The sequence below is a fragment of the Roseateles aquatilis genome, assembly GCF_002205645.1.
GTDB classification, from domain to species: Bacteria; Pseudomonadota; Gammaproteobacteria; order Burkholderiales; family Burkholderiaceae_C; genus Roseateles; species Roseateles aquatilis.
In genome coordinates this window covers 132,733-157,239 of record NZ_NIOF01000007.1, presented here as the reverse complement: position 1 = coordinate 157,239, position 24,507 = coordinate 132,733, and the positions used below count along the sequence as shown (strand labels likewise).

22 protein-coding genes are annotated in these 24,507 nt (G+C 69.7%); 13 read left to right on the top strand and 9 right to left on the bottom strand.

The features are described from left to right. The first annotated feature begins 126 nt into the window (after window positions 1-126). The 8 genes from CDN99_RS16585 (at window position 127) to CDN99_RS16550 (ending at window position 8,731) form a co-directional block, all read left to right on the top strand. Entirely contained in the window at window positions 127-2,448 is a 2,322-nt protein-coding gene (locus CDN99_RS16585; protein WP_088385992.1) for a catecholate siderophore receptor Fiu, read from the top strand. A 97-nt stretch (window positions 2,449-2,545) separates the two neighbouring features. After that, complete coding sequence (locus tag CDN99_RS16580) at window positions 2,546-3,226, top strand: Fe2+-dependent dioxygenase (RefSeq protein ID WP_088385991.1); 681 nt, start codon at window positions 2,546-2,548, stop codon at window positions 3,224-3,226. Further along, the gene (locus CDN99_RS16575; RefSeq protein ID WP_088385990.1) at window positions 3,223-3,864 is read left to right on the top strand and encodes a PepSY-associated TM helix domain-containing protein; all 642 of its coding nucleotides are present in this window, start codon (window positions 3,223-3,225) and stop codon (window positions 3,862-3,864) included. Before CDN99_RS16580 ends, CDN99_RS16575 begins: the two co-directional genes overlap by 4 nt. 116 nt (window positions 3,865-3,980) lie before the next feature. Beyond that, window positions 3,981-4,529, top strand: coding sequence for a DUF2271 domain-containing protein (locus tag CDN99_RS16570; RefSeq protein WP_088385989.1), 549 nt, complete (start codon window positions 3,981-3,983; stop codon window positions 4,527-4,529). A 37-nt stretch (window positions 4,530-4,566) separates the two neighbouring features. Further along, window positions 4,567-5,409: a DUF4198 domain-containing protein gene (locus CDN99_RS16565; protein WP_088385988.1), complete on the top strand. Its 843-nt coding sequence runs from the start codon at window positions 4,567-4,569 to the stop codon at window positions 5,407-5,409. A gap of 74 nt (window positions 5,410-5,483) precedes the next feature. Further along, window positions 5,484-6,509: an FAD:protein FMN transferase gene (locus tag CDN99_RS16560; RefSeq protein WP_238139557.1), complete on the top strand. Its 1,026-nt coding sequence runs from the start codon at window positions 5,484-5,486 to the stop codon at window positions 6,507-6,509. A gap of 13 nt (window positions 6,510-6,522) precedes the next feature. Continuing rightward, window positions 6,523-7,935 carry a sulfite reductase subunit alpha gene (locus tag CDN99_RS16555; RefSeq protein WP_238139556.1) on the top strand — a complete coding sequence of 471 codons (1,413 nt, stop codon included), beginning with the start codon at window positions 6,523-6,525 and terminating at the stop codon, window positions 7,933-7,935. 367 nt (window positions 7,936-8,302) lie between these two features. Then, window positions 8,303-8,731 (top strand): SWIB/MDM2 domain-containing protein, encoded by a 429-nt coding sequence (locus tag CDN99_RS16550; protein WP_088385987.1) that lies wholly within the window; start codon window positions 8,303-8,305, stop codon window positions 8,729-8,731. A gap of 63 nt (window positions 8,732-8,794) precedes the next feature. Here CDN99_RS16550 and CDN99_RS16545 read toward each other — a convergent pair whose 3' ends face one another. Next, window positions 8,795-9,172, bottom strand: coding sequence for a response regulator (locus CDN99_RS16545; RefSeq protein ID WP_088385986.1), 378 nt, complete (start codon window positions 9,170-9,172; stop codon window positions 8,795-8,797). A gap of 383 nt (window positions 9,173-9,555) precedes the next feature. Between CDN99_RS16545 and CDN99_RS16540 the strand changes: the two genes are divergently transcribed. Further along, window positions 9,556-10,338: an MHFG family PEP-CTERM protein gene (locus CDN99_RS16540; RefSeq protein WP_158218862.1), complete on the top strand. Its 783-nt coding sequence runs from the start codon at window positions 9,556-9,558 to the stop codon at window positions 10,336-10,338. Window positions 10,339-10,392: 54 nt separating this feature from the next. Here CDN99_RS16540 and uvrA read toward each other — a convergent pair whose 3' ends face one another. Beyond that, entirely contained in the window at window positions 10,393-13,362 is a 2,970-nt protein-coding gene (gene uvrA / locus CDN99_RS16535; RefSeq protein WP_088385984.1) for an excinuclease ABC subunit UvrA, read from the bottom strand. A 265-nt stretch (window positions 13,363-13,627) separates the two neighbouring features. Between uvrA and CDN99_RS16530 the strand changes: the two genes are divergently transcribed. From CDN99_RS16530 to CDN99_RS16520, 3 genes are all read left to right on the top strand, one after another. Next, a complete protein-coding gene (locus tag CDN99_RS16530; RefSeq protein ID WP_088385983.1) occupies window positions 13,628-15,625 on the top strand; it encodes a putative bifunctional diguanylate cyclase/phosphodiesterase in 1,998 nt (665 codons plus the stop codon). A 179-nt stretch (window positions 15,626-15,804) separates the two neighbouring features. Beyond that, window positions 15,805-15,984: a hypothetical protein gene (locus CDN99_RS16525; RefSeq protein ID WP_088385982.1), complete on the top strand. Its 180-nt coding sequence runs from the start codon at window positions 15,805-15,807 to the stop codon at window positions 15,982-15,984. 338 nt (window positions 15,985-16,322) lie between these two features. Continuing rightward, the gene (locus CDN99_RS16520; protein ID WP_088385981.1) at window positions 16,323-16,619 is read left to right on the top strand and encodes a hypothetical protein; all 297 of its coding nucleotides are present in this window, start codon (window positions 16,323-16,325) and stop codon (window positions 16,617-16,619) included. Between the two features lie 177 nt (window positions 16,620-16,796). Here the strand turns inward: CDN99_RS16520 and recQ are convergent, their stop codons facing one another. Next, on the bottom strand, window positions 16,797-18,677 hold the full coding sequence (recQ, locus tag CDN99_RS16515) for a DNA helicase RecQ (RefSeq protein WP_088385980.1): 1,881 nt from the start codon (window positions 18,675-18,677) through the stop codon (window positions 16,797-16,799). Between the two features lie 288 nt (window positions 18,678-18,965). Between recQ and CDN99_RS16510 the strand changes: the two genes are divergently transcribed. Continuing rightward, a complete protein-coding gene (locus CDN99_RS16510; protein ID WP_088385979.1) occupies window positions 18,966-19,523 on the top strand; it encodes a single-stranded DNA-binding protein in 558 nt (185 codons plus the stop codon). A gap of 142 nt (window positions 19,524-19,665) precedes the next feature. On the opposite strand, the gene CDN99_RS16505 is transcribed toward CDN99_RS16510, so the two are convergent. The 6 genes from CDN99_RS16505 to CDN99_RS16480 all read right to left on the bottom strand — a co-directional run bounded on the left by CDN99_RS16505 (window position 19,666) and on the right by CDN99_RS16480 (window position 24,384). After that, complete coding sequence (locus CDN99_RS16505) at window positions 19,666-20,178, bottom strand: pyridoxamine 5'-phosphate oxidase family protein (protein WP_088385978.1); 513 nt, start codon at window positions 20,176-20,178, stop codon at window positions 19,666-19,668. 107 nt (window positions 20,179-20,285) lie between these two features. Continuing rightward, on the bottom strand, window positions 20,286-20,969 hold the full coding sequence (locus CDN99_RS16500; protein WP_088385977.1) for a YoaK family protein: 684 nt from the start codon (window positions 20,967-20,969) through the stop codon (window positions 20,286-20,288). Between the two features lie 27 nt (window positions 20,970-20,996). Then, window positions 20,997-21,449: a DoxX family protein gene (locus CDN99_RS16495; protein WP_088385976.1), complete on the bottom strand. Its 453-nt coding sequence runs from the start codon at window positions 21,447-21,449 to the stop codon at window positions 20,997-20,999. A gap of 101 nt (window positions 21,450-21,550) precedes the next feature. Then, window positions 21,551-23,431 carry an amidohydrolase gene (locus CDN99_RS16490; RefSeq protein WP_088385975.1) on the bottom strand — a complete coding sequence of 627 codons (1,881 nt, stop codon included), beginning with the start codon at window positions 23,429-23,431 and terminating at the stop codon, window positions 21,551-21,553. Continuing rightward, window positions 23,424-23,714 (bottom strand): XapX domain-containing protein, encoded by a 291-nt coding sequence (locus tag CDN99_RS16485; RefSeq protein WP_088385974.1) that lies wholly within the window; start codon window positions 23,712-23,714, stop codon window positions 23,424-23,426. Before CDN99_RS16485 ends, CDN99_RS16490 begins: the two co-directional genes overlap by 8 nt. 16 nt (window positions 23,715-23,730) lie before the next feature. Further along, complete coding sequence (locus CDN99_RS16480) at window positions 23,731-24,384, bottom strand: hydrolase (RefSeq protein WP_088385973.1); 654 nt, start codon at window positions 24,382-24,384, stop codon at window positions 23,731-23,733. Window positions 24,385-24,507: the final 123 nt, after the last annotated feature.

Sequence of the window (24,507 nt, the reverse complement as noted above, 5' to 3'; positions counted from 1 at the left end):
CCAGCCAGTCGCGACCAGGGAGGAGGCACCGTCACCATGCGCCATGAAGCGCGGGACGGCGCCACCAACGTGCAGCCAGCAGAGCCAGATTCGTCAAAACAACATTCCCTCTCGGAGCACGTTTCCATGTCCCGCTACATCAAGAGCCGCAAGCACGCGGTGGCCCCCCTGGCCGCGCTGGCCGCCAGCCTGACCCTGCCGCTGACGGCGCACGCCGCCGACGCTCCGGCCCCCGCCGATGCCGCCCAGGCGACGGCCTCCGCCTCCGGCGCTCCGTACCTGCCGCAGGTGAAGGTCGAGGGCACCGCCCAGTCCGACTACAAGGCCGACCGGAGCGCCTCGTCCAAGCTCACGCAGCCGCTGCTGGAAACGCCCAAGACCATCCAGGTCATCAAGAAGGAAGTGCTGCGCGAGCAGGGCGCCGTCTCGCTGATGGACGCGCTGCAGAACACCCCCGGCATCACGATGCAGCTGGGCGAGAACGGCAACACCTCCGCCGGCGACGCCTTCCAGATGCGCGGCTTCTCGGCCGCCACCTCGACCTTCGTGGACGGCATCCGCGACCTGGGCGCGGTGACCCGCGACGTCTTCAACGTCGAGCAGATCGAAGTGGTGAAGGGGCCCGCCGGCGCCGACACCGGTCGCGGCGCGTCCGCCGGCTACATCAACCTGATCTCGAAGCTGCCGCAGCTGGACAGCTTCACCGAAGGCGCGTTCGTCGTCGGCGACGCCAGCCGCAAGCGCATCTCGGTCGACACCAACCAGAAGGTGATGGACGGCACCGCCGTGCGCCTGAACGCGGTGTGGCAGGACAACGGCGTGCCGGGCCGCGACTTCGTCAAGCGCAAGACTTACGGCATCGCGCCGTCGGTGGCCTTCGGCCTGGGCTCCAGCACCCGCTTCTTCCTGTTCTCGCAGCATGTGCGCCAGAACAACGTGCCGGACGGCGGCATCCCCGCCATCGGCTGGCCGGGCTACACCGTCGCGCCGACGGTCGCGCCCGCGGTGGCCACCGCGATGCTCGCCGCGCCCAAGGTCAACAGCGACAACTTCTACGGCAGCGCCAGCGACCGCGAGAAGGTCAAGGCCGACATGGTCACCGCCAAGCTGGAGATGGACCTGGGCGGCGGCACCACCGTGCGCAACGTGGCCCGCTACGGCCGCACGCACATGGACCGCACGTTGACCGGCATCATCACGATCTTCGCGGCCCCGGTGGCCGGCGACGCGCAGACCACCGGCATCGTCACGGCGGATCCGGGCACCTGGAAGATCTCGCGCTCGCGCCAGCGCGTCGATCAGACCAACGACATCCTGGCCAACCAGACCACGCTGAACACCAGCTTCCAGACCGGCGGCGTCAAGCACGACCTGGCCACCGGCATCGAGCTGATGTACGAAAGCCAGCAGACCAAGGGCTTCGCGACCACCGGCCAGACCATCACCTACGCCAACCTGTATCGCCCCAGCACCGCCGACAGCCTGCCGACCCCGTTCGCCACCGGCGCCGACACCGATGGCAGCACCAGCACGCAGGCCATCTACGCGATGGACACGCTGTCGTTGACGGACGCCTTCAAGCTGACGCTGGGCCTGCGCACCGAGCACTACACGATCCGCACCACGACCGGCACGCTCGCCAACAACGTCGTGACGAACGCCAAGTTCTCCGCCGGCAAGTGGATCACCAGCTGGAACGTCGGCGCGCTGTACAAGCTCGCGGACAACGGCACCGTGTACGCCGCCGCCGGCAACTCGCTGACGCCGCCCGGCAGCGCCAACTTCACGCTGAGCGGCGCCGGCCAGACCGCCGGCACCGCCGACGCGCAGGAGACCAAGAACTACGAGATCGGCACGAAGTGGGACCTGCTGAACAAGCGCCTGAACCTGACCGCCGCGCTGTACCGCAGCGAGAACGACGGCCAGGTCAGCGTGGACCCGGTGACCAACCTCGCCACGCAAGGCGGCAAGACCCGCGTGCAGGGCATCGAGCTGGCCGCCGTGGGCCAGATCACCAACTTCTGGCAGATCACCGCCGGCTTCCAGACCATGGATCCGAAGCAGATCAACCAGCGTGCCGCCTCGACGGCCACCGCGCCCAACCAGGTCGTGACCGACGGCGTGCGCTGGACGCCGAAGTGGTCCGCCGTGCTGTGGAACTCCTACCAGTGGGGTGACTTCACCATCGGCGGCGGCGTGCGCCACACCGCCGAGCAAAAGCGCGTGGTCACCGTGGCCCAGCCTAACTCGACCGGCCTGCCGCAACTGCCCGCCTTCACCGTGGTCGACCTGATGGGGGCCTACCGCGTCAACAAGAACGTCAACCTGCAGCTGAACGTCACCAACCTGTTCGACAAGGACTACATGTCCTCGCTGAACAACGGCGGTGGCCGCCTGGTGCTGGGCGCTCCGCGCGCGGTCACGCTGATGGCCAACATCGGGTTCTGAGCGCTTTGAGGTAGCGTACGAGACCGGCCCGTCCCTGCCCCGGCAGGGGCGGGCCTTCTGCCGTCCAGGCCTTTCCCGATTTCGATTCGATCCGGACATGCTCCTTCACATCCCCGAAGTGCTCAGCAAGCAGGACGTGCGCGAGATGCGCCGGCTGCTCGACGCCGCCGACTGGACCGACGGCCGCGCGACCGTGGGCGAGCAGGGCGCCAAGGTCAAGCAGAACCGCCAACTGCCGGTCGACCATCCGGCGGCCGTCCAGATCGGCGCGCACATTCGCCAGGTGCTGGCGCGCCACCCGGTCTTCACGTCGGCCGCGCTGCCGCTGCGCACGCTGGCGCCGCTGTTCAACCGCTACGAGGGCGGCGAGCAATACGGCTTCCACGTCGACGGCGCGATCATGCGCCAGCGCGGCACCGAGCAGCCGCTGCGCAGCGACGTGTCCTCGACGCTGTTCCTGTGCGAGCCCGACGAGTACGAGGGCGGCGAGCTGGAAGTCGTCGACACCTACGGCACCCACGAAGTCAAGCTGCCGGCCGGCGACCTGATCGTCTACGCCAGCACCAGCCTGCATCGCGTGATGCCGGTGACGCGCGGTGCGCGCGTGTGCTCGTTCTTCTGGACGCAGAGCATGATCCGCCAGGACTGGCAGCGCGCGATGCTGTTCGAGCTCGACCAGACCATCCAGAAGCTGCGCGGCCGCCTGGGCGACGACGCCGAGACCACCGCGTTGACCGGCCACTATCACAACCTGCTGCGGCTCTGGGCCGAGACATGAGCGAGCCCACGCACCCCAATCCCGCCCGGCGGTCCGCCTGGCTCAAGCAGCTGCACCAGTGGCACTGGATCAGCTCGGCGGTCTGCCTGATCGGCATGATCCTGTTCGCCGTCACCGGCTTCACGCTGAACCACGCCGCCGACATCGAAGCCAAACCCGCGATCGTCAACAAGACGGCGCGATTGCCCGACGAGCTGGTGAAGGCCGTGCGCCCCGTCGCCGACAAGGAAGCGGACCACAAGGCCGCCGTGCCGGCGCCGGTGCGGGCCTGGCTGGCCAAGGAACTGGACCGCCCGATCGACGCGCGCGAGGCCGAATGGAGTCGCGACGAGATCTACCTCGCCCTGCCGCGACCCGGCGGCGATGCCTGGATCCGCATCGCGCGTGACAGCGGCGAGATCGAATTCGAGGACACCGACCGCGGCTGGATCTCCTTCCTCAACGACCTGCACAAGGGGCGCAATGCCGGCGTCGCCTGGAGCTGGTTCATCGACATCTTCGCCGCCGCCTGCCTGTTGTTCTCGATCACCGGCCTGCTGATCCTGAAGTTCCATGCGGTCAGCCGGCCCAGCACCTGGCCGCTGGTCGGCCTGGGGCTGGTGATTCCCGCGCTGCTGGCGCTGCTGCTGATCCATTGACCGATCGCGCGCGGCCCGATCGCAGCCACGCGCCGTCGCCCCGATTTCTTCTTCCGTTCCGAGCCGTCGCCAGGACCTCCGCCCTCCCGATCCGATTCACAACCGAGACCACGACCATGCATCGCTCCGCTCCTCGCCTCCCCAGTCGAACCCTCCTGGCGCTGGGTGCGCTGGGCGCGTTCGGCGCCGGCTCGTCCGCCTGGGCCGCCACCGTGCAGCTCAAGCTGGAGCTGCCGCGCCTGAACGTCGCCGAGTACCACCGCCCCTACATCGCCGTCTGGGTGGAGAAGGCCGGCGAGTCCGGCCCCGCCGTGGCGCAACTGGCGGTCTGGTACGACGTCAAGAAGCAGAACAACGCCGGCACCAAGTGGCTCAAGGACATGCGCCAGTGGTGGCGCCAGGGCGGTCGCGCCCTGACCGTGCCGGCCGACGGCGTGACCGCCGCGACGCGCGCGCCGGGTGAGCACGCCATCAGCCTCGACACCAACGCCGCGCTCGCCGCGCTGCCCCCGGGCAAGTACGACCTGGTGATCGAGTCCAGCCGCGAAGCCGGCGGCCGCGAGGTGCAGCGCCTGCCGCTGACCTGGCCGGTGAAGGCGCCGCAGTCCGTGAAGGTGCAAGGCGAGCATGAGCTCGGCGCCCTCGAACTGACCGCCAAGCCCTGATCGCCCGCCCCAAGACCTCGCACGCAGGAACGCACCCATGACGCTGCTGAACACCCCGATCGCCTCCCGTCTGGCGCCGCTGGCGCTGGCCGTCGCCGCGCTGCTGCCGCTGTCGGCGCACGCCCACATGACCTGGCTGCTGCCCAACAAGGCCGCCTTCGACGGCAAGGAGCCGGTCGCGTCCTTCGACGCCGCCGTCTCCGAGGACCTCTTCAACTTCGAGCGCGCGTTGAAGCTGGAGACCGTCCGCATCACCGGCCCGGACGGCAAGGCGCTGGAGCCCGAGAACCGCAACGCCGCCCGCCACCGCGAGAGCTTCGACCTGAAGCTGACGCTGGACGGCACCTACCGCGTCAGCAACATCAGCCAGGCGCTGATGGGCAGCTACAAGCAGGGCGGCGAGACCAAGCGCTTCCGCAGCACGCCGGCGACCTTCGCCAAGGACGTGCCGGCCGATGCCGAGATCACCGCGATGTCGCTGACCACCAACCGCCAGCAGACCTTCGTCAGCAAGGAAGAGGCCGGCAAGGTCGACTTCGCGCCCGAGGGCAACGGCCTGGAGTTGCTGCCGCTGGGCCCGGTCACCGACCTGAGCCACGGCGACAGGACCAAGTTCCGCCTGGTGCTGGACGGCAAGCCGGCCGCCGACATCCAGATCAAGCTGATCCGCGAAGGCAACCGCTACCGCTACAAGTTCGGCGAGGTCGAGCTGAAGTCGGACGCCAAGGGCGAGTTCACCGTCGAGTGGACCGAGCCCGGCCGCTACTTCATCGGCGCCAGCTCGGGTCCGGCGCGCGGTCCCGACGCGCCGGCCGGCACGCGTGCCGCGCCGGTGCAGCGCGCCACCGTGAGCGCGACCTTCGAGGTCCTGCCGAAGTGATGACCGCGGGGACGGCCGACGTCTCGGGCGCGGGGGGCGGCGCGATGTCGCCGCACCCGCCGCCCGAGCCGCGCGTGCTCGTCCCCCTGCGCATCGACGGGGAGCCGCCGTCGCTGGGCCAGACCTTGCACGCGCTGGACGGCGAGACGATGGGCACCACCTGGTCGGTGCGCTTCATCGGCCCGGCGGGCTTGCGCGACAGCACGATCGCCGAGGCCGTCGTCCACGTCTGCGACGACGTGATCGAGCAGATGAGCCATTGGACGGCGGCCTCCGATCTCAGCCGCTTCAACCGCGCGGCGGTCGGCAGCGTGCGCGTGTTGCCGGAGGGTTTCGCCAGCGTCCTCGATGCCGCGCTGCGCATCGCCGCGGCCAGCGACGGGGCGTACGACCCGACCGCCGGCGGGCTGGTCGCGTTGTGGGGCTTTGGACCGACTGGAGAAACGGCCCTCGCGCCGCGCCACGACGCGCCGGACTTCCGCGTGCCGTCGGCCGCCGATCGCGCCCGCGTGCACTGTGGCTGGGACTCGCTCCCGTGGGATGGCGAACGCCGCGCGCTGACGCAGCCTGGCGGCGCGACGCTGGACCTGTCCGCGATCGCCAAGGGCCATGCGGTCGATCGCGTGTCGGAGTTGCTGACCCGGCTGGGCTTGCCGAATCACCTCGTCGAGATCGGCGGCGAGCTGCGCGGCGCCGGCCTCAAGCCGGACGGCCAGCCCTGGTGGGTGGATCTGGAGCCGCTGTCGGCCGACTGCGGCCTGGCGCCGGTGCGGCTGGCGCTGCACGGCCTGGCGGTCGCCACCTCCGGCGATTACCGCAAGTACTACGCCGGTGCCGACGGCCATCGGCGCTCCCACACCCTCGATCCCCGCACGCGCCAGCCGGTGGCGCACGGGCTGGCCGCGGTCACCGTTGTGCATGACAGCGCGATGTGGGCGGACGGCTGGTCGACCGCGCTGATGGTGCTCGGCCCGCGCGACGGGCTCGCACTGGCGGACCGGCTCGGGCTGGCGGCACTGCTGGTGCGGCGCCGGACGGCGGCCGAGGGCGGCGGTTTCGAGGAGACCTTCTCCGCCGCCATGCGCGAACTGATGCTGTGAGAAAGAGGGTGTCGTGATCCTGTCCCGTCCTGCGGCGGCGCTGCTGCTGACCGCGCTCTACCTGGTGATGTGCGCCGCGGTCTGGTGGCGCCACCGCCGTCGGCTGAACCAGGCGGCGGCGGCCTGCGCCGCGCTGTTGCCGGCCGCCGATGCCGGCCCGCCGGTGCTCGTGCTGCACGCCAGCCAGACCGGCCAGGCCGAGGAGATCGCGTGGCAGACCGCCAAGGTCTTGCACCTGGCGGGCATGCCGGTGCGCGTTGCCGCGCTCGGCGAGATCGGACGCGACGAGCTGCTGGCCGCGCGCCATGCGCTGTTCATCGCCAGCACCCATGGCGAGGGCGACGCGCCTGACAGCGCCGCGCCGTTCGCGCGCGACCTGATGGCCGCGGCCGACGCACCGGACCTGTCGGCGCTGGAGGTCGGCGTGATGGCGCTCGGCGACGCGACGTACAGCCACTTCTGCGGCTTCGGTCGCGCGCTCGACGCGTGGCTGCACGAGCGCGGCGCGCAGCCGCTGTTCGATCGCATCGACGTCGACCGCGCCGATCCGCAGTCGCTCGCGCAGTGGCGGCAGCGGCTTAGCCATCTCGCCGGCACCGCCGATCTGGCCGAGTGGGACGCGCCGGTCTTCACGCCGTGGCGACTGACCGCGCGCCGTCATCTGAATCCGGGCAGCCAGGGCGGGCCGGTGTTCCACCTCGAGCTCACGCCTGCCGACGGCACGCCGCTGCCGGCATGGGAAGCCGGTGATCTCGTGCAGATCCGGATCGCGCTGGACAGCGCCGGCGACGATGCGCGCCGACCGCGCGAGTACACGATCGCCTCCCTGCCTTCCGACGGCCGTGTCGCGTTGATGGTGCGCCGCACCGCGCGCGAGGACGGCACGCCCGGCCTGGCCTCCGGCTTGCTGACCGAGCAATTGCCGCTCGACGGCACCGTCGCGCTGCGACTGCGACCGCACGCGAGCTTCCGCATCGGCGCCAACAGCGATCGCAGGTTGATCCTGATCGGCAACGGCACGGGTCTCGCCGGTCTGCGCGCGCACCTGAAGGCGCGCGCAGCGTCGGCATCGAGGCTCGCATCGTCGCCATCGGTCGCGCCGGCCTGGCTGCTCTTCGGCGAGCGCCAGTCCGCGCACGATGCGCATTGCCGCGACGAGATCGAGGGCTGGCAGCGCGACGGTCTGATCGCGCATGCGGACTGGGCGTTCTCGCGCGACCAATCGGAGCGGCTGCATGTCCAGCATCTGCTCGCGCGCCATGCGCAGCGGCTGCGCGAGTGGATCCAGCACGGCGCCGCGCTCTACGTCTGCGGCAGCCTGCAAGGCATGGCGGGCGCGGTCGACGCGGTGCTGCGGGAGACACTCGGCGAGGCATCGGTCGACGCGCTGATCCAGCACGGCCGGTACCGACGCGACGTGTATTGAGCCGTGGGCATCGGGGCCTCGAACGGCAGGCCGATCAGGACGTTGATCGGGACGTCGATCGCGGCCTGGATCGTGGTTGCGCGAGCGCCTCCGATCGACGCGCGCGCGTCGGGATCGGCCGATGCCGCGCGACCGCGATGACCACGGGGAAGCCCGTAGCGGACGCGTCGCGACGCGTGGACTGATGCGCGCCTGCGACAAAGCGAGGGTTCGGCGTTGACTTCCAGTTCGTTTCCCCCCCGGTAAAGCCTTCTCAATGGCAGAGGTGCGCAGTACCATTGCCCGCGCAGGGTGCCAACGAGTACCGAAGGCGTCAGACCTTCACCAGGGCCCGGCACATCAACAACCCTTGATGGAGAGAATCGAAATGGCAACTGCGAAGAAGGCCGCGCCCGCCAAGAAGGCGGCGCCGGCGAAGAAGGCGGCTCCTGCGAAGAAGGCCGCCGCTCCGGCGAAGAAGGCGGCGGCTCCTGCGAAGAAGGCTGCGCCCGCGAAGGCTCCTGCCAAGGCGCCCGCGGCCAAGACGGCCGCGCCCGCGAAGAAGCGCACCCCCAACGCCGCCTTCATGAAGGCCCTGACCCCCAGCCCCGCGCTGGCCGCGATCGTCGGCGACAAGCCGCTGCCGCGGACCGACGTGGTGAAGAAGGTCTGGGAATACATCAAGAAGCACAACCTGCAGGATGCGGCTCAGAAGCGCGTCATCAACGCCGATGCCAAGCTGAAGGAAATCTTCGGCAAGGCCAAGGCGGACATGTTCGAGATGACCCGTCTGATCAACAGCCATCTGAAGGATTGATCGCCGGGGCCGACAGGCCCCGTGCCTTCAGGACAAAGCCCGCCTCGCGCGGGCTTTTTTGCGTCAGAGCCGCTCGAGCGCCTCGCGCAGCTTGCGCACGTCGATCGGCTTGAGCCAGTAATCCTGGAAGCCCGCGGCGCGCGCGCGCTGGCGCTGGTCGTCCATCACGTCGGCGGACAGCGCGATGCAGCGCAGCCCGGCCAGGCGCTCGTCGGCGCGCACCAGCGCCATCAGCTGCAGGCCGTTCATGTCCGGCAGGTTCATGTCCATCAGGACCAGCGCCGGCATCACGCGCGGCAGCATCTCCATCGCCTGCCCGCCGGTCTCCGCCACATGCAGCGTCCAGCCGGTCATCGGGCGGAAGACCTCCTCCATCAGGACGATGTTGATGCGGTCGTCCTCGACATACAGGACGTGGCGGGCGGAGTCGGAGGAAGACATGGCGGCGGCTGGCAGGGGAAGGCGCACGATACCAGCGAAATCCGGGCCCTGGCAGCGTTGTCCCTGCCGCCGTTGACGTCAACGGACGCGGTCCGCCGCCCCGTGCGCGGCGCCTCGCCAGGCCGTCGGCGAGGGGACAAGGACGCCGTCGTCGCGTCCCCTGCGGCCGTCCCTTGTGCGATGTGTGAGGCGAATGTGACAAAAACACGTGGCGCACCTCCCCCGGCTGAGGGGGCCCGGCGCGATCGGCGTCCCATCGCTCCCTACACTGCCGCCAAGTCCCGCCCCATCCGACATGGATGGACGCAGGGACGAGACGCCGGCAAGGCCTGACCCTCGCGACTCCGTCGCGGCAGGCCGCAGCCGCAACAAGAGAACAATCCATGTCGTTGGTGGCTGCATTCGCGCTGGCCGCGTCCACGGTGACGTTGCCCAACTGCTCCTGGGACCGGCCGGGGGTGAACCCCTTCATGGGCGACCTGGTGGCGGCCGTCGACCGCTACAAGGACATCCCGGCGGCGACCCGCGCGAAGCTCAAGGCGCGCATGGAAGCACGCCAGTACGACGAGATCGTCGACATCCACCGCGACAGCATCGTCGGCCGCTACGACTACGGCAGCGAGATCCGAGACATGCACTTCGGCGCCGGCTCGGTCTGCCAGACCGTCACCCGCGCGAAGTGGAACGACCGCATGCTGGAGCGCGGCCTGGTCTATTGCGAGGACGGCGAGTGCATCCTCGTGCCCACCGTCTGCCGCAACGTCAGCCGCATCTCGCGCGGCAAGCTCAAGCCGGCCGCCGGATCGCCGGTGGCGAAGAACGAAGAAGAACCGCTGATGTTCGATCCGCCGGGAGCCGGTGCGCCGGACAGCGGCGGTGCGGGCGATCCGGGCAGCTTCGCCCGCACCGCGGGACTGCCGACGGCGTCCTCCGGCGGCAGCCTGGTCAATCCGCCGGCCACCGGTGGCGGACTGGGCGGCACCGGTCCGACGGTCGGCGGCCCGGGCCTGATCACCTTGCCCCAGCTGCCGCAAGGCGGCGGCGGCATCACGCCGCCCGTGCCCGGCGTGCCGGAGCCGCAGACCTGGTTGCTGTTCGCGCTCGGCCTGGGTGCGCTGGCGGTCACCGCCAGGCGCCGTCAGGGCCGTCCGGGCCGCCAGGCCTGACGACTCGCATCCGGCGCCGCTCGCGCGGCACTTCCGCCGTGTCTCGGCGGTGCCTCAGCCGCGCGCCAGCAGCGGCTTCAGATAACGGCCGGTGTGGCTGGCCTCGCAGGCGGCGACATCCTCGGGCGTGCCCGCGATCAGCAGCAAGCCGCCGCCGGAACCGCCTTCTGGGCCCATGTCCAGCACCCAGTCGGCGGTTTTGATCACGTCCAGGTTGTGCTCGATGATCACGATCGTGTTGCCCGCGTCGCGCAACTGGTGCAACACCTTCAGCAGCAGCGCGATGTCGGCGAAGTGCAGGCCGGTGGTCGGCTCGTCGAGGATGTAGAGCGTGCGGCCCGTGTCCCGCTTGGACAGCTCCAGCGCCAGCTTCACGCGCTGCGCCTCGCCGCCGGACAGCGTGGTCGCGCTCTGCCCCAGCTTCACGTACCCCAGGCCGACGTCCATCAGCGTCTGCAGCTTGCGCGCCAGCGTCGGCACCGCGCTGAAGAACGCCAGCGCGTCCTCCACCGTCAGGCCCAGCACCTCCGAGATGTTGCGGCCCTTGTAGAGCACCTCCAGCGTCTCGCGGTTGTAGCGCTTGCCGCCGCAGGTGTCGCAGGGGACGTAGACGTCGGGCAGGAAGTGCATCTCCACCTTCAGCACGCCGTCGCCCTGGCAGGACTCGCAGCGGCCGCCGGCGACGTTGAAGCTGAAGCGCCCGGCGCCGTAGCCGCGCTCGCGCGCGGTGGGCATCTCGGCGAAGAGCTCGCGGATCGGCGTGAACAGGCCGGTGTAGGTCGCCGGGTTCGAGCGCGGCGTGCGGCCGATCGGCGACTGGTCGACGTTGATGACCTTGTCGAAGGCATCCATGCCGTCGATCTCGTCGTGCGCGGCCGGCTCGGCGTGGCTCTGATAGAGCTTGCGCGAGACCGCGGCATACAGTGTGTCGTTGACCAGCGTGCTCTTGCCCGAGCCGGACACGCCGGTGACGCAGGTCAGCAGCCCGACCGGGAACTCGGCGGTCACGCCCTTCAGGTTGTTGCCGCGCGCGTTGACGATCTTGAGCGTGCGCGGGTCGGCGCTTTCGGCCAGCGTGTGACGGCGTTTGGGCACCTCGATGCGCTCGACGCCGCTCAGGTAGCGGCCGGTGGACGACTCCAGGTTGGCCGCGACTTCCTCCGGCGTGCCCTGCGCCATGATGCGGCCGCCGTGCACGCCGGCCCCGGGGCCCAGGTCCAGCACATGGTCGGCGGCGCGGATCGCGTCCTCGTCGTGCTCCACGACCAGCACCGAGTTGCCCAGGTCGCGCAGCCGCCGCAGCGTCGCGATCAGCCGGTCGTTGTCGCGCTGGTGCAGGCCGATGCTGGGTTCGTCCAGCACGTACATCACGCCGGTCAGGCCGGAGCCGATCTGCGACGCCAGCCGGATGCGCTGCGCCTCGCCGCCGGACAGCGTGTCGGCGCTGCGGTCCAGGCTCAGGTAGTTGAGGCCGACGTCGTTGAGGAAGTGCAGCCGTGACGCGATCTCGCGGATCACCTTGTCGGCGATCTCCGCCTTGGCGCCCTTGAGCTTGAGGCTCTCGAAGTAGGTCAGCGCCTCGCGCAGCGTGGCGTGCTCGACCTCGTAGATCGGCTTCCCGCGCTCGCCGTCGGCGGCATCGGCCGGCTGCAGCAGCACGTTGCGCGCCTCGCGGCGCAGGCGCGAGCCCTCGCACTGCGTGCAGGGCTTGGCGCTCTGGTACCGCGCCAGCTCCTCGCGCACCGCCGCGGAGTCCGTCTCGCGGAAGCGGCGCTGCAGGTTGGGCAGGATGCCTTCGAACGGATGCGAGCGCTTCACGCTGCGCTTGCGGCCGTTGGCGCCCTCGGCCTGGTAGACGAAGGTGATCTCGTCCTCGCCGGAGCCGGTCAGCAGCACGGCGCGGGCGGCCTCGGGCAGGTCCTCGAACGGCAGCTCGATGTCGAAGCCGTAATGCTTGGCGACCGATTCCAGCATCGAGAAGGTGTAGGCGTTGCGCCGGTCCCAGCCCTTGACCGCGCCGCTGGCCAGGCTCAGCGTCGGGAAGGCGACGACGCGGTCCGGATCGAACACGGTCACCAGGCCGAGGCCCTCGCACGCCGGGCAGGCGCCGACCGGCGAGTTGAACGAGAACAGCCGCGGCTCCAGCTCCGGCAGCGAGTAGCTGCAGATCGGGCACGCGAACTTGCTGGAATAGATGGCCTCGGTGCCGCGGTCCATGTCGAGCACCAGCGCGCGGCCATCGGCCAGCCGCAGCGCCGCCTCGAAGCTCTCCGCGAGCCGCTGGCGCAGCGTGTCGGCGCTGTCGTGGCGCAGCTTGATGCGGTCGACGACCACGTCGATGTCGTGCTTCTCGGCCTTCTTCAGCGTCGGCAGGTCCGCCACCTCGACGGTCTGGCCGTCGACGCGGAAGCGCACGTAACCCTGCGCCTGCAGATCCTGGAACAGCTCGATGAACTCGCCCTTGCGGTCGCGCACGACGGGCGCGAGCACCAGCAGCCGCGACTCGTCCGGCATCGCCAGCACCGCGTCCACCATCTGGCCGACGCTCTGCGCCTCCAGCGGCAGGTGGTGGTCGGGGCAGAACGGCGTGCCGGCGCGGGCGTAGAGCAGGCGCAGGTAGTCGTGAATCTCGGTGACGGTGCCGACGGTGGAGCGCGGGTTGTGGCTGGTGGCCTTCTGCTCGATCGAGATCGCCGGCGACAGGCCCTCGATCACGTCGACCTCGGGCTTGTCCATCAGCTGCAGGAACTGGCGCGCGTAGGCGGACAGGCTCTCGACGTAGCGGCGCTGCCCTTCGGCATACAGCGTGTCGAAGGCCAGGCTGGACTTGCCCGAGCCGGACAGGCCGGTGATGACGACCAGCTTGTTGCGGGGCAGGTCGACGTCGATGTTCTTGAGGTTGTGGGTCCGCGCGCCGCGCACGCGGATCATGGGCGTCTGGCCGATCGCCTGGCCCAGGTACGTGCCCTGAGACCCGGTGGTGGCCTCGGACGGGGCGGGAGGGACGGGCGGGAGCGTGGACATGAGGGGCGGCAGGGGGCGGCGGAAGGCGAACTCGACATGATAGGCCCCCGGTCCTTTCCACGCCCGGCATTGCTGACAGCGGGTGGCAGCGGGGGGCGTCGAACCGACCGACGCCCGCCCGCGCTCGCCCTCCCGAGCGCCCCCGGGAGCGCGCCCGAGCGCCCAAATCCTGAAATCCTCCTCGACGTCCCCGCCTTGAGGGTGTGGCGCCTCTGTCACGGGGGTGCAAAATCCCGCCGATTCCTCCCACCCCACCGCTCATCCGTTGATCAAACTCAAAGCCCCGTCGCTGTCGCTGCGCAGTGTGATCCTGCTGGCGGTGGTCGTCGGGATCGCGGCGCCGGCGCTGCTGCTGGTCGCCTTCAGCGACTCGCTGATCCGGCGCAGCCTGGAGCCGGTGCTGGAAGGCCAGCGCGCCGCCGTGCTGACGCTGGCCGCCAACGGACTGGCCGAGCCGCTGTGGACGGTGGACAGCACCGCGGTGCAGCGGGCGCTGGACCAGCTGCTGTCCGACGTGAACGTCTGCGGCGTGGAGCTCAGCGAAGAGCGCGCCGAGACGCCGGACATCGTCCGCACCAAATGCAGCCCGGGCTGGCCGACGGTCACGCTGGCCGCCATGATCCGGCGCGAGGGGCAGGTGCTGGGCAGCCTGCGGGTCCACTTCGACGACGCGGCGCAGGAGCGCATGCTCGAAGAAGGCCGTCGGCAAACCGCCGCGATCGTCGCCGTGCAGGTGGTGGCGGGCGTGGTGATCGTGCTGCTGGTCTTCTACCTGCGGCTCGTCCGCCCGATCGATCGCCTCAAGCAACTGGCCAGCGCGATCGCGCTGCGCGAGCCGGTGCCTCGGCTGCGCTGGAACCGCAAGGACGAGCTGGGCCAGCTCGGCGTCCACCTGGACCAGATGGGCCAGCAGATCGCCGGCCTGCTCGCCGACATGGAAAGCAAGAACGCGCAGCTGCATCAGCTGGCGATGTACGACCATCTGACCGGGCTGCCCAACCGGACCTTGTTCCGCGAGGTGTTCCTCCACGAGGCGGCGGTCGCGCGGCGCGACGGCACGCACCTGGCGCTGCTGTTCGTCGACCTGGACCGGTTCAAGGCGATCAACGACTCGCTGGGCCACGCGGCCGGCGACCGCATGCTGCTGCAGGCCAGCGAGCGGCTGCGGCAGGCGGTGCGTGAGTCCGACCTCGCCTGCCGGGTCAGCGGCGACGAGTTCCTGCTGCTGATGCGCGACTCCAGCGACCATGTCGCCCATGCCGCGCAGCGGCTGATCGAGGCGCTGAACGCGCCGCTCCAGCTGGAAGGCGGCATGGCCAGCGTCTCGGCCAGCATCGGCATCGCCCTCTATCCGCGCGACGGTGACGACTTCGACACGATGGTGCGTCACGCCGACCTGGCGATGTACCGCGCCAAGCAGTTGGGGCGCTCGCGCTACAGCTTCTTCCAGCAGGACATGGACGCGGCGGCGGTCGAGCGCATGGAGCTGGAGCGGGAGCTGGCCCAGGCGCTGGAGCGCGACGAGTTGCTGTTGCACTACCAGGCCCTGGTCGACGCCCGCACCGGCGCCTGGCGCGGCCTGGAGGCGCTGATGCGCTGGCAGCATCCGCAGCGGGGGCTGGTGATGCCGGGCCACTTCATCGAGCTGGCGGAAGAAACCGGCCAGATCCTGGCGCTGGGCTGGAGCACGATCGAGAAGGCTTGCGCGCAGTTGGCGCGCTGGAAGGCGGCGGGGCGGCATCCCGGGCCGATCGCCATCAACCTGTCGGCGCTGCAGTTCCGCGATCCGAGCCTGGCCGAGCGCATCGCCGAGGCCATGGGCCGTCACGGCGTCGAGCCCGGCGAGCTGGCGATCGAGCTCACCGAAAGCACCTTGCTGACCGACACCGACACCGTGCTGCAGACGCTGACGCGGCTGGCCGACCTGGGGCTGAGCCTGTCGGTGGACGACTTCGGCACCGGCTACTCGTCGCTGGCCTACTTGAAGCTGCTGCGGCCGGCGCGGTTGAAGATCGACCGGGCCTTCGTCCGGGACCTGCCGGCCAGCCCCGACGACCGGGCGCTGGTGCAGGCCATGATGGGCATGGCGCAGGCACTGGGCATCGAGGTGGTGGCCGAGGGCGTCGAGACCGAGGCCCAGCGCGATGCGCTGCTCGCGCTGGGCTGCTGGCAGCAGCAGGGCTACCTGTATTGCCGCCCCCAGCCGGCCCAGGCGCTGGAAGCGCGCCTGGCGGCCTGGCCGCCCCATTCCGGGGCGCCCTGAGGGACCGCGCGTCGCGTCGCGGGGGGATCCCCCCCTAACTTCCATTCAGCCAGCCAAAAGGCATTTCGGCGCGTTCTTGCGGCAGTTCGTCGCCTTGCCCTGGCGGCGGGCGGGGCGGCAACGCAAAGTCCAGCCTGTACCGATGTCCACCGATGGACACGACAGCAGGGGAGAACGCCATGAACGACGCCGCAAAAACCTTCTTCACCGCACTGGCCGCCGTGGCCAGCGCGGCCGTCATCGCCGTGTGGCTGGCGGACCAGAGCGAAGCGATGCGTCCGCCGGCGGCTTCCCAACACTGGGCCACGCAGACCATGCCGGGACCTCAGGCCGACCAGGCCAGCAAGCCCCGCGGATGACGCCGCGACTTGTGATCCGATAGACGCCACGCTTCCCCCCGGCATTTCGAAGCCCGCCTGACCAGCGGGCTTCTTTTTTTGCGTCCGGACTGTCCGCGCTGTCCGGGCCACTGTCCGCGGACACACCATTGAAATGCCTCAGAACATCGATGGAATCGAGGTTCCCGGCGATCGCGGTGATTCAGGGGCACGTCCTGGCCCCCGCCGAACCCCATTCGTCGGCATCGGGTGCAGTTCGCTCCGTCGCGTCGCGCATTCGTCGCTCGCGCCTCGCAAGTCGAGGGTCCGTTGACGACACTGTCTTCACTGACACACGCAACCCCTTCAAGGAGATCGACATGAGCACCACCATCATCACCCGCCGCACCAGCACCCCGCGCATCGGCATGAGCCGCGGCGCCAGCTTCAAGGCTTTCGCCTTCGGCATCGGCGCGACGCTGGCCCTGGCCCTCAGCATGCTGCACGTCCAGGAACAGCGGGAGCTGCGCGCCCAGATCATCACGCTCGACCCGGTGGTCATCACCGTCAAGCGCGCGCAACTGCCCACCGTCTACATCACCGGCCACCGCGACGCCTCGGCCGACAGCCAGCAGATGGCCTCGGCCCAGGTCGCCTGCACGACCCAGCTCTGCTGAGCTCCGGGGTTGCGCTGTCTCAGCGGCGGTGGGTGGCGGCTTCGGCCGACCCCGGCGCCAAACGAAAACACCCGGCATTCGCCGGGTGTTTTCATTTCCGCTGCTTGAATCCGGTCCTTGAATCCAGTCGCTGAAACCGTCGCCTGAATTCGTGTCCCGACAGCCGAGGCGCCAAGCTCAGTCCTCGTTCAGCAGCTGGAGGATGGCCTCGCCATACGCTTCCAGTTTCTTCGCGCCGATGCCGCTGATGCCGGACATCTCGTCGAGCGAGCGCGGATGCTCGCGGGCCAGCTCGGCGAGCGTCACGTTCTGCAGGATGACGTAGGCCGGCAGGCCATGCGACTTGGCGACGCCGGAGCGCCAGGCCTTGAGCATGTCGAAACGCGCCAGCGCCTCGGCGTCCAGGTCGGCCTCGACCGCGGAAGCGCGCGAGGTCTTCGAGCCGCCCGACCCCGACTTGCCGCCGCGCGCGCGTTTCGCCGGCGCGCTCGGCTGGCGCATCAGCAACTCCACCTCGCCCCGCAGCACCGCGCGGGCGGTGTCGGTCAGGACCAGCGTGTTGTATTCGCCCTCGGTGGCGACGTAACCCAGCGCGAACAGTTGCCGCAGCACCGCGCGCCACTGTTGCTCGCTCAGCGCCGCGCCGATGGCCCAGGTCGACAGCTTCTGATGCCCGTACTGCCGGACCTTGTCGGTCTCCTTGCCGCGCAGCACGTCGATCAGGTGGCCGGCCCCGAACTGCATGTCGCCATGCTGCTTGAAACGGTAGATGCATGACATCGCCATGCGCGCCGACTCGGTCGCGTTCCAGGTCGCCGGCGGATTCAGGCAGTTGTCGCAATTGCCGCAGGGCTCGCTTTCCTCGCCGAAGTAGGACAGCAAGCGCACGCGCCGGCAATCGATCGCCTCGGCCAGCGCCAGCAACGCGTCGAGCTTGCCGCGCTGCACCTGCTTGAATTCCTCGGTCGACGGGCTCTCGTCGATCATGCGCCGCTGGTTGACGACGTCGGACAGCCCGTAGGCCATCCACGCCTGCGCGGGCTCGCCGTCGCGGCCGGCGCGGCCGGTCTCCTGGTAGTAGCCCTCGATGTTCTTGGGCAGGTCCAGGTGGGCGACGAAACGCACGTCCGGCTTGTCGATGCCCATGCCGAAGGCGACCGTCGCCACCATCACGATGCCTTCCTCGCGCAGGAAACGATCCTGATGGCGACGACGCATCTCCGAGTCCATGCCGGCGTGATACGCCAGCGCGTTGATGCCCTCGCCGCGCAGCCACTCGGCGGTCTCGTCGACGCGCTTGCGGCTTTGGCAGTAGACGATGCCGGCGTCGCTCTCGTGCTCGTCCTGGATGAAGCGCAGCAACTGGTCGCGCTGCTTGTCGCCCTTCTCGACGATCAGGTAGCGGATGTTGGGCCGGTCGAAGGACGCGACGAAGACCCGCGCGTCCTCCAGCTGCAGCCGCTCGATGATGTCGGCGCGGGTGATGTCGTCGGCGGTGGCGGTCAGCGCGATGCGCGGGATGCCCGGGAAGCGCTCGTGCAGCAGGTTCAGCGACAGGTATTCGCTGCGGAAGTCATGTCCCCATTGGCTGACGCAGTGCGCCTCGTCGATCGCGAACAGCCCCAGCTTGCCGCGCTCGTACAGCGACTGCAGTTGCGCCAGGAAGCGTGGCGTGTTGAGCCGCTCGGGCGCGGCGTACAGCAGCGACAGCCGGCCGGCGAGCATGTCGCGCTCGATGCGCTGCGCGTCTTCCAGCGTCTGCGACGAATTGAGGAAGGCGGCTTCCACGCCGGCCTCTTCCAGCGCGCCGACCTGGTCGTGCATCAGCGCGATCAGCGGGCTGACGACGACGGTGACGCCGTGGCCGGCGCGTTGCCGGGCGATGGCGGGGATCTGGTAGCACAGGCTCTTGCCGCCGCCGGTGGGCATGAGCACCAGCGCGTCGCCGCCGCCGGTCACATGGTCCACGATCTGCGCCTGCTGGCCGCGGAAGGCGCTGTAACCGAACACCTCTTGGAGGATGTCGAGCGGGACGGTGGAATGCTGGGGGGGACTCATGGAGCCCGCGATTGTCCCGCACATCGCGAGGCTCCGATCCAACGAGCGCGCATCGGACCCGCGGCGGGCCCGCGCAGGCACCCGGCGGATGCCGTCACCCACCGATCCAAGGCGGCCGTACCACCGCCATCAGGGTCTTCGCGAAGATTTCGGGCACTGACGCCCAACGGGTCAGGCGGCATAATCCGCCCCTTGCTCGTCACGATCGGGACTGGATTCCGGGCGATTGGCGACGCGACATTTCCCTTTCCGAACACCCAACCACACGCAAGCGGACGGCAACCAATCATGGCCTCGGTCAACAAAGTCATCATCCTCGGCAACCTGGGCCGCGACCCGGAACTGCGCTACACGCCGAGCGGCAGCGCGGTCTGCAACGTCAGCATCGCGACGACCCGCAACTGGAAGAGCCGCGAAGGCGGCGAGCGCCAGGAAGAGACCGAATGGCACCGCGTGGTGTTCTATGACCGCCTGGCCGAGATCGCCGGCGAGTACCTGAAGAAGGGCCGCCCGGTCTATGTCGAGGGTCGCCTGAAGACCCGCAAGTGGCAGGACAAGGAAGGCAAGGACAACTACACTACCGAGATCATCGCGGAGCAGATGCAGCTGCTGGGCGGCCGTGACGGCGGCGACGACATGGGTGGTGGTGGCGGTGGCGGTAGCGGCTACAGCCGCGAGCGCAGCGCCGAACGCGGCAGCGGTGGTGCCGGTGGTGGCAGCGGCCGCGACAGCGGCGACTTCGACGCGCCGCGTGCCCCGGCTCCGCGCGCGCCCGCGCCGCGCCCGGCTCCCGCGCCGAAGCCGGCGACCGGCTTCGACGACATGGATGACGACATCCCGTTCTGAGTCCCCCTCGCGCACACGCATCTGCGCGATGAATCGAAAAACCCCGTGCCGGTGACGCCACGGGGTTTTTGCTTTTCGCCGCACGGGGCGTTCCCGCGATGCGGGATCGGCTGGGATCCGCGGATGCCTGCGACTCGTGCGCTTACATCCGCACCTTCCCCGTCTCCCCCAGATCCTTCGGCGGCTCGCCGGTCACCGCCGCCTTCGCCATCGCGTAAAGCTGCATCAGCTTGGACGACTTCACGTCCCAATAGCTGGCGTGGGTGATGCGCACGCGGACCAGCGCAAGGTCCGGGTCGGTGACGCCGCCCTTGAACCATGCCTCGGCGGCCTTGTTCCAGAAGGCCTGTTTCTTCGCCAGGTCCTCGACGATCTCGGCGCGGCCGGAGACGGAGACATAGGCGTCCGAGCCCGCATCGGCGAAGCCGACATTGACCTCCGCGGACTGGCGCAGGTCCGCGACCGGGTCGCCCTGCTTGGACATGAAGAACCAGAGCGATTCCGACTCGTCCATGTCCCGGTTCTGCAGCGTCATCGGGCGCGAATGCAGATGACCGTTCGGATGACGGGTGGTGAACAGCGCGGTCTTGATGTCCTTGACCAGGCTCCAGAGCTTCTCGCGACGCTCGGCGTCGGTGATGTGATCGGATGACATGAGGATCCCCGGGTGGGTTGAGATGCCCGTCATCAGCAAATGCCGCTCCCAGCGGTGATCTCGCCCGAGACGGCCAGCGCCGGGACCGTCCTCAGCTCTTCAGCCCTTCAGCCCTTCGGCTCCGGCCGAACGTCCAGCACGATCAAGCCCGCCAGCATCGCGAGCGGCAGCACCAGCGCGTAGAACTGCCAGCCCATGTAGGCGAAGCCCCCCGCCAGCGCGCCGAGGCCGAACGCGCCCACCGGCCAGATGAATCGCCGGAGGCGGTCCCGCACCTCCGGCCCGGCCGCGCCGCGCAGCAGATCGACGCCGTCGATCACCACCTGCGTGACGTTGCCGGTCATCACCGTCGTCGGCGTCAGCGCCGGCCAGGCCAGGCGGCCGGCCGCGTTCTGCACGCCCATCGCGGCGGTCATCAGCAGGCCCGTCGCCATCGCCCACGGCGCGCGCGGGCCCAGGTCCACGATGCCGATGCTCGCCGCCAATGCCAGCGCGAGGAACACCGCCTCCATCACCAGCAACGGCCGGCTCGCGATCTGCTTGGTGCGCTCGCAGCGCAGCGCCACCAGGCGCGACAACGCGACCGCCGCGATGAAGGTCGGAAACACCAGCAGCTTCAGCAGCACGTGGCCAGGGCTGGGCCGGCTCAGCTCCGCGCCGATCAGCACGAAGTTGCCCGTCACGTGCGCGGTGAAGAGGCCGAACAGCGCCACGAATCCCACCGTGTCCACATACCCGGCGATGAAACCGAGCGCCAGGCTCGCCAGCAACAGACGACGCGCGCCAGTCATGCCTTGTCCTTTGTTGTCATGTCGTGATCACCCGGTGCCCTGGCGCTTCAGCAGCGCGATCCGCGCCGCGCAGGCCAGGCCGGCGATCAGGCCGAGGTGCTCGAAGAACGCGTTGAGCGCCATGAAACGCGCCTGCCCCTGCAGGTGCCAGAAGTCGTTGGCGACGACCATCGCCACCAGCGTCAGCACGCCCAGCGCCCCCGCGGCCAGCCACACCCAGCGGCCCGCGATCAGGCAGAGCGACGCGATCAGCTCCACCGCGATCGCCAGCACCGCCCACACCGCCGCCGGTTGCAGGCCGAAGTGGGCCTGCTCCGCGACGGCCCCGGGGAAGTCCATCAGCTTGTTGACGCCCCCGATCAGGTAGGCCGAGGCCAGCCCGAGCCGCAGCAGCACGTCCAGCCGCGGCCATCGCAGGATCGCCTCGACCCACCGCGGCGTGGCGGGCGAGGACGGGCGTATCGGTCGGAATTCGCTCATGGTGTCGGGCTCATGTCATTCACCTCATGCCGGTTCTTGCCGCTTCATGCCAGCCCGCATCGCGCGGCCTCCGTCGCGTCGCTGTCGCGATATCGGCCATCTCAGACGGCCCAGCACGCGCAGCCCAACGCGCCCCAGAAGCCGTGCAGGTCGGACGCCGGAATCTCCGAGGCCCAGGCGCTCGCGTGCGAGTGACCGTGCAGGTTGCATTCGGTCGCGCAGGCGCAGGCCACGCGCTGCATCGCCGCCTGCAGCGGCCGGCCCTCAGCGCCCCAGGCGCCATACCCGCCGTAGCGCCGCACCGGCGACCAGTCCGGCATCGCCGGCGGTGGCGCCGCGTCGTCCAGGTCGCCGAATTCGCCGGCGCCCCACACGACCTTGCCGCCGACCATCGTCAGCAGCGCGCTCATGTCGGCGATCTCCGATTCCGGGCAGCCGAAGAAGTCGCGGTCCGGCACGATCAGGTCGGCCAACTGGCCGGCCGCGATCTGGCCCTTCACGCCCTGCTCGTTGGAGAACCACGTCACCCGCTCGGTCCACATCCGCAGCGCCGTCTCACGGTCCAGGCAGTTGCGCTGCGGCGTGACCTGCAGCCCACCCACGGTCCGGCCAGTGATCATCCAGGACAGCGACACCCACGGGTTGTACGAGGCCACCCGCGTCGCGTCGGTGCCGGCCGACACGTTCAGTCCGCGACGCAGCATCTCGGCCACCGGCGGCGTCGCCTCGGCGGCGCGTGCGCCGTAGCGCTCGACGAAGTACTCGCCCTGGTAGGCCATGCGGTGCTGCACCGCCACCCCGCCGCCCATCGCGGCGATGCGGTCCATCGAGCGCGTCGAGATCGTCTCCGCATGGTCGAAGAACCAGTTCAGGCCGTCGATCGGCGTGTCGCGGTGGACCTTCTCGAAGACGTCCAGCGCGCGGCCGATGGTCTCGTCGTAGGTCGCGTGCATGCGCCACGGCCAGCGGTTCTGGACCAGGATGCGCACCACGTCTTCCAGCTCGCCCTCCATCTGCGGCGGCATGTCCGGGCGAGGCTGGCGGAAGTCCTCGAAGTCCGCCGCGGAGAACACCAGCATCTCGCCTGCGCCGTTGTGGCGGAAGTAGTCATCGCCCTGCTTGTACTTGACCGACTGCGCCCAGTGGAGGAAGTCGTCCTTCTCCTGCCCCGCCTTCTGGGTGAACAGGTTGTAGGCCAGGCGGATCGTCAACTGGCCGGCGTCGGACAGCTGCTGAATGATCTGGTAGTCCTCGGGGTAGTTCTGGAAGCCGCCGCCGGCATCGATGGCGCCGGTCACGCCCAGCCGGTTGAGCTCGCGCATGAAGTGGCGCGTGCTGTTGAGCTGGTACTCGGGCGGCAGCTTCGGGCCCTTGGCCAGCGTGGCATAGAGGATGGACGCGTTCGGCTTGGCCAGCAGCAGGCCGGTGGGGTTGCCGTTGGCGTCCCGCACGATCTCGCCGCCGGGCGGCGCCGGCGTGTCGCGGCCATAACCCACCGCGCGCAGTGCCGCGCCGTTGAGCAAGGCCCGGTCGTACAGGTGGAGGATGAACACCGGCGTGTCCGGCGCCACCGCGTTGAGCTCGTCGATCGTGGGCAGGCGCTTCTCGGCGAACTGGTGTTCGGTGAAGCCGCCCACCACGCGCACCCACTGCGGCGCCGGCGTGATCGCCACCTGCGCCCGCAGCATCGCCATCGCGTCCGCGAGGCTGCGCACGCCGTCCCAGCGCAGCTCCAGGTTGTAGTTCAAGCCGCCGCGGATGATGTGCAGGTGGTTGTCGATCAAGCCTGGCAACACGCCGCGGCCGCGCAGGTCGATGCGGCGCGTGGCCGCGCCGACGGTCGCCAGGATCTCCTGGTTGCCGCCGACGTCGACGAAGCGCCCGTCGCGGATCGCCACCGCCTCGGCCTGCGGACGGGCGCGGTCCAGCGTGGTGAAGCGGCCGTTGAACAGCACCAGATCGGGAACCGTCGTGTCAGTCATCGCGTGTCTCCGCTTGAGCCAGCCGCTGGGTCGACGCCTGGCCGGCCTCGTCGCAGCCGGGCATGCGCCCGAACATGTGCGGGCGCACCTTCTGCTCCACCCAGCTGACCTGAGTGTCGCGCTGCATCCACTGCCGGACCAGCGGGGGGATCTGCTCCCCCGCCAGGATGCCCAGCAGCCCCACCAGCGCGATCACCGGCGGCGCCGGCGACCGCACGTTCAGCACGCCGTAAAGCACGCCGACCACCAGGCCGACGGCGCCCGAAAGCAGGTACGGGTTCATGGCCGACTCCCTGTGCTCAGCCCTCGTGGGCGTTGAACATCGACTTGGCGTAGTGGATGCCGATGCCGTACGAGCCCCCGACCTTCTTCGCGATGCCGGTGGTCAGGTCGTAGGTCTCGCCGCGGGCCCAGTCGCGCTGCAGCTCCAGCAGGTACTGCAGCGAGGTCATCGGTTGCGCGCCGGCCTGCACCATGCGCGCCACCGCGCGGTCATGGGCCTCGACGGACACGTCGCCGCAGGCGTCCGTGATCACGTAGACCTCGAAGCCCTGGTCGATCGCCGACAGCGCCGGACCCACGATGCACACGCTCGTCCACAGGCCCGCCAGCACGATGCGGTCCTTGCCGATGCGGTTGATCTCCTCGATCACGGCGGCGTCTTCCCACGTGTTCATCGAGGTCCGGTCCAGCAGCTTCTTGCCGGGGAACGGCGCGGTGACCTCTTCGAACATCGGACCGGAGAAGCTCTTCTCCGCCACCGTCGTCAGGATCGTCGACACGCCGAATCCGGCCGCCGCCTGGGACACCAGCGCCGCGTGCGTGCGCAGATCGTTGGCGCCGATCGAGTGCGTCGCGAAGGCCATCTGCGACTGGAAGTCGATCATGACCAGCGTGTGGTCCTTCGGGGTCAGCAGACGGGCGCCGGGAACGGCCTTGGCAAGCTTGCTCATGGGGAATCTCCTCAAGAATGTGAAAGGGTCGATGGATGCGGGGCCTGCCGACGGCGGCCCCGTGAGCCCGCGGGGGCTCGGGTCACAGGGCCTCAGCCCTTCAGGAAGGCCAGCAGGTCGGCG

Coding starts and splice junctions, on each gene's coding strand:
- CDN99_RS16585 (WP_088385992.1), top strand. CDS start 127: ATGTCCCGCTACATCAAGAGCCGCAAGCACGCGGTGGCCCCCCTGGCC.
- CDN99_RS16580 (WP_088385991.1), top strand. CDS start 2,546: ATGCTCCTTCACATCCCCGAAGTGCTCAGCAAGCAGGACGTGCGCGAG.
- CDN99_RS16575 (WP_088385990.1), top strand. CDS start 3,223: ATGAGCGAGCCCACGCACCCCAATCCCGCCCGGCGGTCCGCCTGGCTC.
- CDN99_RS16570 (WP_088385989.1), top strand. CDS start 3,981: ATGCATCGCTCCGCTCCTCGCCTCCCCAGTCGAACCCTCCTGGCGCTG.
- CDN99_RS16565 (WP_088385988.1), top strand. CDS start 4,567: ATGACGCTGCTGAACACCCCGATCGCCTCCCGTCTGGCGCCGCTGGCG.
- CDN99_RS16550 (WP_088385987.1), top strand. CDS start 8,303: ATGGCAACTGCGAAGAAGGCCGCGCCCGCCAAGAAGGCGGCGCCGGCG.
- CDN99_RS16545 (WP_088385986.1), bottom strand. CDS start 9,172: ATGTCTTCCTCCGACTCCGCCCGCCACGTCCTGTATGTCGAGGACGAC.
- CDN99_RS16540 (WP_158218862.1), top strand. CDS start 9,556: ATGTCGTTGGTGGCTGCATTCGCGCTGGCCGCGTCCACGGTGACGTTG.
- uvrA (WP_088385984.1), bottom strand. CDS start 13,362: ATGTCCACGCTCCCGCCCGTCCCTCCCGCCCCGTCCGAGGCCACCACC.
- CDN99_RS16525 (WP_088385982.1), top strand. CDS start 15,805: ATGAACGACGCCGCAAAAACCTTCTTCACCGCACTGGCCGCCGTGGCC.
- CDN99_RS16520 (WP_088385981.1), top strand. CDS start 16,323: ATGAGCACCACCATCATCACCCGCCGCACCAGCACCCCGCGCATCGGC.
- recQ (WP_088385980.1), bottom strand. CDS start 18,677: ATGAGTCCCCCCCAGCATTCCACCGTCCCGCTCGACATCCTCCAAGAG.
- CDN99_RS16510 (WP_088385979.1), top strand. CDS start 18,966: ATGGCCTCGGTCAACAAAGTCATCATCCTCGGCAACCTGGGCCGCGAC.
- CDN99_RS16505 (WP_088385978.1), bottom strand. CDS start 20,178: ATGTCATCCGATCACATCACCGACGCCGAGCGTCGCGAGAAGCTCTGG.
- CDN99_RS16500 (WP_088385977.1), bottom strand. CDS start 20,969: ATGACTGGCGCGCGTCGTCTGTTGCTGGCGAGCCTGGCGCTCGGTTTC.
- CDN99_RS16495 (WP_088385976.1), bottom strand. CDS start 21,449: ATGAGCGAATTCCGACCGATACGCCCGTCCTCGCCCGCCACGCCGCGG.
- CDN99_RS16490 (WP_088385975.1), bottom strand. CDS start 23,431: ATGACTGACACGACGGTTCCCGATCTGGTGCTGTTCAACGGCCGCTTC.
- CDN99_RS16485 (WP_088385974.1), bottom strand. CDS start 23,714: ATGAACCCGTACCTGCTTTCGGGCGCCGTCGGCCTGGTGGTCGGCGTG.
- CDN99_RS16480 (WP_088385973.1), bottom strand. CDS start 24,384: ATGAGCAAGCTTGCCAAGGCCGTTCCCGGCGCCCGTCTGCTGACCCCG.